Origin of the sequence: Kineosporia corallincola (assembly GCF_018499875.1) — a bacterium.
Classification (GTDB): Bacteria; Actinomycetota; Actinomycetes; order Actinomycetales; family Kineosporiaceae; genus Kineosporia; species Kineosporia corallincola.
Genome location: NZ_JAHBAY010000020.1, coordinates 107,013 through 116,148, shown reverse-complemented (window position 1 = coordinate 116,148; position 9,136 = coordinate 107,013). Strand labels below are relative to the sequence as shown.

The following is a 9,136-nucleotide window of genomic DNA, read 5'->3' as shown; positions in this document are numbered from 1 at the left end:
ATGACCGCGCCCTCGACCATCTCGCGCACCTGCTTGACCGTGCGGCGCGCGGCGTCGATGTGGTCGCGCACCCCGTCGGCGTCTTTCATCCGCACCGCGACGCGCGTCATCATCGCCGACTCCGACGACCGGGCGCAGAGCGTGGCCGCCCGGGCCAGACGGCGGTGCACGTCGAGGTACACGTCACCGGGACCCACCGGCACGTCGGGACCCTCGCTGGGAGCCGCCGCCTGGGCATGCTCGCAGGCCTCACGGACCAGTTCGAGGATCTCGTCGAGGTCTTCGGCGATCTCGGCGAGCTCCGCCCGAACCGGCCGTGAGGGCACGACATCGATGACCGCCCGGTACCGCCGTACGGCCCGCGCGAACCTGTCGTGCACGCGGCGCCATACGCCGTTACCGAGGGGGCCCGGGCCGATCACCGGCGTCCGGATCCAGTCGAGCATCCCCACGGTGAGTCCTTCGTCCTCCTCCGACGGTTGTTACAGGTACTGACCGGTGCCGCCGGGCCGGCCCTGCTGGGCGCCGCCCGGGAAACCGCCCTCGCCCATCGCGCCCGGCCCGCCGGGCAGGGCGCGGCGCATCTGCTCCAGCTGGGTGCGGGCCGCCATCTGCTGGGCGAACAGCACGGTCTGGATGCCGTGGAACAGCCCTTCCAGCCAGCCGACCAGCTGAGCCTGCGCGATCCGCAGCTCGGCGTCGGTGGGGGTCGAGTCGCCGCTGAACGGCAGCACGATCGAGTGGAGCTCTTCGACCAGCTCGGGGGCCAGGCCGTCTTCCAGCTCCTTCATGGAGCGCTCGTGGATGCCCGCCAGCCGGGCCCGGCCGGCCTCGTCGAGCGGAGCGCTGCGCACCTCTTCGAGCAGCTGCTTGATCATGCTGCCGATGCGCATGACCTTGGCGGGCTGTTCGATCTGGTTGGCCGGGTTGGTCTCGCTGTTGCTCGGGCCGGTGACCGCCATGCCCTCGGGGGTGACGACGACGACTCGCTCGTCCGCGACATCCGTGTCGAGGTCAGCCGGTGAATCGGACATGTCGGTTACGTCCCCTGTGGGGGCAGGCGACTGGGGCTGGCTGGTCATGGCTCCATCGTGCCCTGCCGGGGGACGCCGCGCGAGGCGTTCGCCCGTCGTGGGGGCCGATCTCCGCCGCTCGGATCCGGTCCGGATCGTCCGCTCAGCCGATGATGAGCCATAACTCCTTGTAAGGTGATATGGGTCATAGGCGGGGAGAAGTTACTCCTGTGCCGCGCGTGAGCTACCCAGTGTGATGCCAGGCGGCGACGCGTCAGACCGTCAGCAGGATCTTCCCGATGTGCTGCGACCCGGCCATGATGCGGTGTGCCCGGGCCGCCTCGGCCAGCGGCAGCCGCTCGTGGATCACCGGCCGCACCAGGCCGGAGCTGAGCAGGGGCCACACGTGCTGGCCCACGCTCGCCATGATCGTCTCCTTCTCCTCGTCCGGCCGGGCCCGCAGCGTGGTGGCGATCAGCGCGGCGCGGCGCGACATCAGGTGGTTCAGGTTGATCTCGGCCTTGGCCCCGCCCTGCATGCCGATCACCACGATGCGCCCGCCGTAGGCCAGGCTCTTCAGGTTGCGGGAGAGGTACGACGCGCCCATGTTGTCGAGGACGACGTCGGCGCCGTGGCCGTCCGTGGCGTCTTTCAGGGCCTGCACGAAGTCCTGCGACCGGTAGTTGATCAGGATCTCCGCGCCGAGTTCGCGGCAGCGCTCGAGCTTCTCGTCGGTTCCGCAGGTCACCGCCACCCGGGCGCCCACCTGCACGGCCAGCTGCACGGCCATCGTGCCGATGCCGCTGGAACCGCCGTGCACCAGCAGCACCTCACCCGGCCGCAGGCCGGCGGCCATGAACACGTTGCTCCAGACCGTGGCCGTGACCTCGGGCAGTGCCGCGGCGTCGATCAGATCGGTGTTCCGGGGCAGCGGCAGCACCTGGCCCTGGGGGACGGCGACGCGCTCGGCGTAGCCGCCACCGCTCAGCAGCGCGCACACCCGGTCGCCGGGCGTCCAGTGATCGACGTCAGCACCGACCGCGCTGATCGTGCCGCTGACCTCTATGCCGGGCCATTCCGGTGCCCCGGCGGGCGGCGGGTAGTGACCGGCGCGCTGGAGCAGGTCGGCGCGGTTGACCCCCGCGGCGGCGACGTCGATGAGCACCTGGCCGGCGTGAACGGTCGGATCCGGCACGTCTTGCACCCGCAGCACGTCGGGATCGCCGAACTCACTGATGACCACGGCTTTCATGAACAAGGACGATACGGCCGAGTCGGGCGCCGGTGGTGGAGCCGGTGGCCGGAATTCGACCGGCGTGGCGGTAGCGGCGCGAGTGCGATCAGTGACCGGAGGCGCCTTAATCTGCGGCGTTGTGCTGTCGACACCCTCACGGTGCCTCCCTCAGGTGAACGCCGGCTGCTCGGTTTCCTAGCCCTGCCCGTGCTCGTCCTCAACGTGGTCTGTGCCTTCGGCGTGGCCTCGGCGGACGAAGGCACGTCGCGCACGGTGCTGCTCGCGATCCTCGGGCTCTGCCTCGTGCTGATGCTGATCGTCCTGACCGTCGGTCCCCGGCTGGCCCGCAAGGTGCTCGTGCCGCAGATCGAGCCCAGGTCCGGGGCGGTCACGGTGGTGCCGGGCCTGGCCCATGTCACCGGGAACGGCGGTGCGACGCCGGAGCACCGCTCCTCGTCGTCCTCAGGTCCGCCCCAGACCGTTCAGGTCGGGCCCTCGACCGAACTGATCGCCTCGGTGGCCCGCCGCAACCAGGTGCTGGTGGCGCGTCAGCTCGCGGCGATCGATCAACTGCGTGTGGACGGCGCCGGCCCGGATCTCCCGGCCGCGGTCGGGAGGCTGGGGCACCTGGCGGCGCGGATGCGACGCAACGGGGAGTCGCTGATGGTGGTCGCCGGGGTCGACCCCGAAAGGCGGGTGCCCGAACCGATGTTGCTGTCGGAGGTGCTCGCGGGGGCCACCGGTGAGATCGAGAGCGGCGACCGGGTGACCACCACCCTCGACGTCGACCAGGCGGTGCGCCCCCACCTCGCCCTGCCCCTGGTGCACCTGTTCGCCGAGCTGCTGGAGAACGCCACCAGCTACTCGTACCCGGCCAGTGGTGTGCAGGTGCGGGTCGAGGCCGGTCCCGACGGTGCGCGGGTGGAGATCGAGGACGCCGGTCCCGGCTTCTCCGAGGCCGACCTGGAGACCGCCAACCAGCGTCTGCGTCAGCCCGGTGTGCCGGTCGAGATCGGTTCGCTCGGGCTGGGTCTGTTCGTGGTGGGCCGGCTCGCCCGCCAGCTGCCCTGCTCGGTGGAGCTGGGCCGGGCGGCGACGGGTGGGGTGCTGGTGACCGTCGACCTGCCGCACGGCACCTTCGCCCCGAACCTCGTGCCGGGAAATCAGCAGGAGGACGCCGGGAGCGGTCCGGGCCAGGCCGACTACTCACACTACGACGACCACACCGACCTGCCCGAGTACGCCGAGCGTCAGGGGTATCCGGACCGTGGCCCGTCCGAGCCGATCCGGCTGTCGGGCGACGTCGCTCCCGGCCCGGCCGCCCCGGCCGTCCTGTCGGCGGAGCCGGTGGCCATGCCCGACCCGGTGGCCCAGGCCGGACCCCTGTCGCTGGACGTGCCGTTCGGTGCGAACGCCCCTGTGCCGCAGGATGAATCCGACCCGATCGTCTGGAACACGGGCGTCGGTGAACCGGCCGGTCCGGCCACCGGTGCGCAGGGGCCCGGCCGTCCCGCCGTGGGGCGAACGTTCTTCGAGCCGATCGAGCCTGTGGACGCCGTTGTGAACCGGGAGGATTCGCTGGAGGGCGTAGAATTCACCTGGGGTTCAGAGCCGTTCGCCTCAGGGCGGGCCGAGGGCGCGGCTGCTACGCCTGAGCCGGTTGCCGAAGCTTCCGGGCCGCGGTCGGACGGGCCGGGCCATGGCCTGAGCAGTCAAGAAGTCTTTGCGCCGCAGACGTCTTCGCCGACAACGGGGGACGCCGCTGAGCTAGGAGTGCAGTGGGGCGTGGGGGAAGGTCCCTGGTCCAGGGGCGGAGCCGGTCAGGGCAGTGAGGCTGACGGTGATGTCGGGAGCCAGGGAGTTCCTGCCGAGTCTGCGCCAGAGAACGTCGCCGAGCGCTGGAACGTGGACGCTCGTCCTGCCGGTGGTGGCTCTGTTCCCGCGGCTGAGAACTCCGTGAACTGGGCCGGGGGGGAAGGAAACTGGACTGATAGCCCCACGAACTGGCCCGGCGGGCAGGCGAACCAGGAGAACCAGACCGGGCACGAAGCCGGGGCCCACGCCGGGAACTGGCCGGGCGGCTCGGCCGAAAGTCGGCCGGGTGCTCCTGTCGAGAGTCGGCCGGGCAGCCCTGACGGGGACTGGCCGGGTCACCCGGCCGAGGGCCGCGTCGGCAGCTCTGCCGGAAATCATGCCGCAGGCGGACCGGATGACCACCAGGCCTGGGCCCGGCCGGCGGACGGGGCGCCGGGAGAGAGCCCGCAGGCGACGTGGCAGGGGGGCATCTCCGAGGTCACCGGTCGGTCTGAGGCCCGGTACCACGAAGAGGCCTCACCGCTGGGCACATCCGAGCCTCTCGGGGTGAGCTGGGCCGACTCGTCCGTCCCGGAACCGCAGCCCCAGCGCCCGGACCCATCACTCTCAGGACACCACGCGGCCCCGGCCGGCGACCCTTCCCCCTCATACCTGACGGACCACCCGGTGGAGCGGGAAAACACGATCTCCGCAGCAGGATTCGCGGCGTCGGCGGATCCGCTGACCGCACCGTGGACCGACACCCGGTACGGCAAGGGTCCGCAGGAGAACGAGTCGTTCAGTCAGGGGCTCGGCGAGACCGGTACCCCCACCACACCTGGCAGCCATGTCGGCCGGGGCAGCCACCTCACCCCCGACCATCTCGCCCCCGATCATCTCGCCCCCGACCACTCTGCCCTCGGCAACCCGGTCCCCGATGTCGCGCTGGCTCCCGACGCCGTTCCGTTGGCCCACCCCCGTGGCGCCCACACCCGCGGCAGCCACGCCGCCGCTGATCCCGCCGAGCCCTTCCAGACCGCGGATCCCTTCCAGACCGCGGATCCCTTCCAGACCGCGGATCCCTTCCAGACCGCCGAATCCTTCGACCCCGCGGTGCCCGCCGCGCCGTTTGAGCGTGCCGATTCCGCCGCGCCCTTCGAGACCGGCACGTCTTACGAGCGTGCCAATCCTGCCGCGCTCTACCAAGCCGCCGCGTCCTTTGAGCGTGCCGATCCGGCCGCACCGTACGAGGCTGCCGCGTCTTACGAGCGTGCCAATCCTGCCGCGCCCCACCATGCCGCCGCGTCCTTTGAGCGTGCCGATCCCACCGCACCCTACGAGGCAGCCACGCCTCTCGATCCCGGCGCTCGCTCTGCGCCGACCGAGCCCGCTGAGGTCGTCATCCCCGCGCAGCAGCTCACCCGCGCCGAACTGCGTCGTCGGCGCCGGGCCATGGAAGCGGCCGAGCAGGACGTCCCGGGAACGCACGACACCCAGCACCACGACGCCCGTCCCCCCGCATCGCAGCCACCGGCGTCCGACGGTCAGCCGATGATCCCGGTCCAGCCGCCCGCCGCGGAAGACGCCCTGCACTTCGACGGGCCACCCCCGAACGGCCCGGGGCAGGAACAGGCCCCCTCGCACCAGGCGGGCACCGGGCCGATCCCGATGGTCAGCGCCAGCCGGTCGAGCCTGGGTCAGGACACCGGTCAGCCGGCCGAGGGCACCCGGCAGAGGGCCACGCAGGTCCGCTCGATGCTGTCGGGGTTGCGGAACGGGGCCGAGAAGGGACGGGCCGCTGCGTCGTCTTCAGACGAAACCCCGGCGCCGGACCAGCAGGAGAGTGGGGTGCCGCGCCCGCGGCACGCCAACCGGCCCGAACAGTAACGAGTTTGAGGATATTCTTGATCGGGCGAGCGGATCAGGACGTATGGTGGGGTCGTGGTCGACGCTGCCGATGACCGTCAGACGCCGGTGCCGCCGCTCGTCCGGCGCATCCCGGTGCAACTTTCCGCGTTCCTCGTCCTGGTGGTCTGCGTCTGCGCGTTCGTGGCCATCTACCTCGACGTGTCCCCGGTCGCCCGGGGCATTCTCGGGGTGGTGGCGGCGGGGCTGTTCGCCGTGGCCATGGGCTGCCTGCGGATGTACCTGGAGGTGGACGACGAGGGCGTGGCCGTGCGCTACCTGCTGCGTGAGCGCTGGGCCACCTGGCCGCAGATCGAGCGGGTCGAGATCGCCTCCGGGATCAAGGGTTCGGAGTCCATCCGGGTGGTTCTGAAGGGCGGTGACCTGATCGACGTGCCGCCCGCGCTGCTCCAGCCGACAGCCCCCACCAGCAGGCCCAGGGCGCTGGCCCGGCTGCGGGGCACGCTGGCCGAGATCGAGGCCAGGCGTCCCGACGCCTTCCGGTCGCCGGGGTAGCGCCATACCATCTGCGGAACGAGAGGTTCGGTCAATGTCGACGCCTTTCACGGATGAGGTGCGCAGTGGCAACGATGGCGGACGTCGCACGCCTGGCCGGGGTCTCGGTCAGCACCGTGTCGTACGCACTGTCCGGTACCCGCCCGATCTCCCTGTCCACCCGGGAACGCATCGAGCAGGCCATGCTCGATCTGGGCTACACCCCGAACGCCTTCGCCCGCGGGCTGAAGAGCAAGCGCAGCCGCATCATCGCCCTGCTGTTCCCCGCCCGTGCCGGGTCGCTGCGGCTCAACGCCCTCGAATGCATCGTCGGGGCATCGGATCACGCCCAGCAGCGTGGATATCACCTGATGCTCTGGACCGGTGTGGAGGCAGGTGACGACCTCACGCAGCTGGCCGGGCAGGGTCTGGTCGACGGCGCGCTGGTGATGGGCGTGCGGCTGCACGACCCCCGCATCCAGGTGCTGGTCGACGCCGGTGTCCCGTTCGCGATGATCGGCCACGACGCGGATCCCGGCGAAATCGACTTCACCGACACCGACTTCGAGCAGTCGGCCCGGCTAGCGGTGGGTCACCTGGTCGAACAGGGTCACCAGCGACTGGGGTTCCTGGGGGACGGCGAAAACCCCCGGCCGGAAAAGGCTCTGCGCCGGGCCGCGAGCATGGCCGGTGCCGACCTGGTGGCCGTCGATGCCGGCGCGTCGGTGGACGCCGGCCGGGGGGCATTCACCCGTCTGCTCCAGGCCGACCCGAACCTCACCGCGATCATCGCATTCAACGAGCACGCGGTGCCCGGCGTGATGCGGGCCGCAGGGGATCTCGGGAGGCGGATTCCGCAAGACCTGTCCATCATGTGCATCGACATGCCACCGCACGTCGCGGAGCTCACCACGCCTCCGATGACGACCGTCGAACCGTCCGCCGCGCACGTTGGCCGGGCGGCGGTGGACATGTTGCTGCGCCGCCTGAACGGGGACACGGCGCCGCCTCGGCAATTGCTCTTCGGGGGGGAACTGAATCTTCGTGGCTCATGTGCACCGGCACCTTCTGCCGATGATCTCCACCACGGATCCACCGCCCGACAACGTCGGCACCAGGAGTGATTACCTGCTGTTATGGGAAGTTACATCGACAACGGGTAGGTCACGAGGGGTTTTCCGGCGTTGACAGGTTCACGGGGAGGTCTTAACTTCCCTGAAATAGTCGAAACGAATCGACGGTCCGGTCCCAACGGAAAGGACGCAGGTCATGCGAGGCAAAGGCGCCGCGGCCCTAGCAGGTCTTTTAGGCACGGTACTGGCATTGTCGGCATGTGGTGGGGGCTCCAGCGACGGTGATTCCGGCGGGGGAACGAACACCGGCCGAGGCCCATTCACATTCGTCACCGGCAAGGATCTGAGCGGCATCATGCCGTACATCGCCGAGGAGTGGAACAAGGCCCACCCCGAGGAGAAGGTCACCATCAAGCAGCAGTCGGACGCCGCTGACCAGCAGCTCTCCGACCTGCAACAGCACTTCCAGGCCAAGGACGCGGACTACGACGTGGTCACGGTCGACGTGGTCTGGACGGCCGAGTTCGCGGCCAAGGGCTGGATCGTGCCGCTCAAGGGCGACCTCGCCCTGGACCAGGCTGATCTGCTGCCCGCGACGGTCACCGCTGCCACCTACAACGGCACGCAGTACGCCGCGCCCTACGACTCCGACGGCGGATTGCTCTACTACCGAACCGATTTGGTGAAGGAAGCGCCCACCACCTGGGACGAGCTGATCGCCGACTGCGAGGGCAAGAGCACCAGCGGCACGATCACCGGTTCCAAGCCCGGCTGCTACGCGGGTCAGCTGGCCTCGTACGAGGGCCTCACGGTGAATGCCTCGGAGGCCATCAACGCGGCCGGCGGCACGATCGTGAGCGACGACGGCAAGAGCGCGACCGTTGACACCGCCGAGGCCGCCAAGGGCCTTGACTTCCTGGTGAACGGCTTCAAGGAGGGGTACATCCCCAAGGAGGCCCTCGGCTTCAAGGAGACCGAGAGCCTGAACGCCTTCGCCGCAGGCGATCTCGTGTTCCTGCGCAACTGGCCCTATGCCTACTCCCAGCTGAACGGCGACTCCAAGGTCAAGGGCAAGTTCGGGGTGGCCCCGCTGCCCGGCCCGACCGGTAGTGGCGCCTCCAGCCTCGGCGGCCACAGCGCCGCGATCAGCGCCTACTCCAAGAACCAGGCCAGCGCACTGGACTTCCTGAAGTTCCTCCAGTCCGAGGAGATCCAGAAGAACCAGCTGATCAAGGGTTCCAAGGCCCCGGTCATCGCCTCGCTGTACGACGACGCCGACCTGAACAAGGAATTCGGCTACCTGTCCACGCTGAAGGAGAGCATCGAGACCGCGGTCCCCCGCCCGGTCACGCCCTTCTACCCGGCTGTCACGCAGGCGATCCAGACCAACGCCTACGCTGCCCTCCAGGGCAAGTCGACCACCGCGGATGCTCTGAAAGACATGGCTGCTTCGATCAACTCGGCGGCTGCCGGGGGCTGATCCCGGCGGACCGCGGAAGCGATCAGTACCGCTCCTGCACACGGTCAGAACGGCAGGTGCCACGAACCGGGGCTCGTGGCACCTGCCCGCAGTTGCGGTCGGCGCCGGCCGCCGCCGTCCTCCGGGCGCGGCCGGCGCGTCG

Annotated in this window: 7 protein-coding genes; 4 read left to right on the top strand and 3 right to left on the bottom strand. The window is 70.1% G+C overall.

Annotated features, from left to right (window positions below; translation table 11 throughout):
• The 3 genes from KIH74_RS33215 to KIH74_RS33205 all read right to left on the bottom strand — a co-directional run.
• Nucleotides 1–452, bottom strand: a 452-nt coding sequence (locus KIH74_RS33215) for a hypothetical protein (RefSeq protein WP_214160394.1), incomplete at its 3' end; no start/stop codon positions are given.
• Nucleotides 453–482: 30 nt separating this feature from the next.
• On the bottom strand, nucleotides 483–1,034 hold the full coding sequence (locus tag KIH74_RS33210; RefSeq protein WP_214160393.1) for a bacterial proteasome activator family protein: 552 nt from the start codon (nucleotides 1,032–1,034) through the stop codon (nucleotides 483–485).
• 253 nt (nucleotides 1,035–1,287) lie between these two features.
• Nucleotides 1,288–2,265 (bottom strand): NAD(P)H-quinone oxidoreductase, encoded by a 978-nt coding sequence (locus tag KIH74_RS33205; protein WP_214160392.1) that lies wholly within the window; start codon nucleotides 2,263–2,265, stop codon nucleotides 1,288–1,290.
• Between the two features lie 141 nt (nucleotides 2,266–2,406).
• On the opposite strand from KIH74_RS33205, the gene KIH74_RS33200 reads away from it, so the two are divergent.
• From KIH74_RS33200 to KIH74_RS33185, 4 genes are all read left to right on the top strand, one after another.
• On the top strand, nucleotides 2,407–5,928 hold the full coding sequence (locus tag KIH74_RS33200; RefSeq protein ID WP_214160391.1) for an ATP-binding protein: 3,522 nt from the start codon (nucleotides 2,407–2,409) through the stop codon (nucleotides 5,926–5,928).
• Between the two features lie 54 nt (nucleotides 5,929–5,982).
• Nucleotides 5,983–6,462: a PH domain-containing protein gene (locus KIH74_RS39080; protein ID WP_214160390.1), complete on the top strand. Its 480-nt coding sequence runs from the start codon at nucleotides 5,983–5,985 to the stop codon at nucleotides 6,460–6,462.
• A 74-nt stretch (nucleotides 6,463–6,536) separates the two neighbouring features.
• On the top strand, nucleotides 6,537–7,565 hold the full coding sequence (locus KIH74_RS33190) for a LacI family DNA-binding transcriptional regulator (protein WP_214160389.1): 1,029 nt from the start codon (nucleotides 6,537–6,539) through the stop codon (nucleotides 7,563–7,565).
• 145 nt (nucleotides 7,566–7,710) lie between these two features.
• Nucleotides 7,711–8,994: an ABC transporter substrate-binding protein gene (locus KIH74_RS33185; RefSeq protein WP_281431595.1), complete on the top strand. Its 1,284-nt coding sequence runs from the start codon at nucleotides 7,711–7,713 to the stop codon at nucleotides 8,992–8,994.
• Nucleotides 8,995–9,136 lie beyond the last annotated feature (142 nt).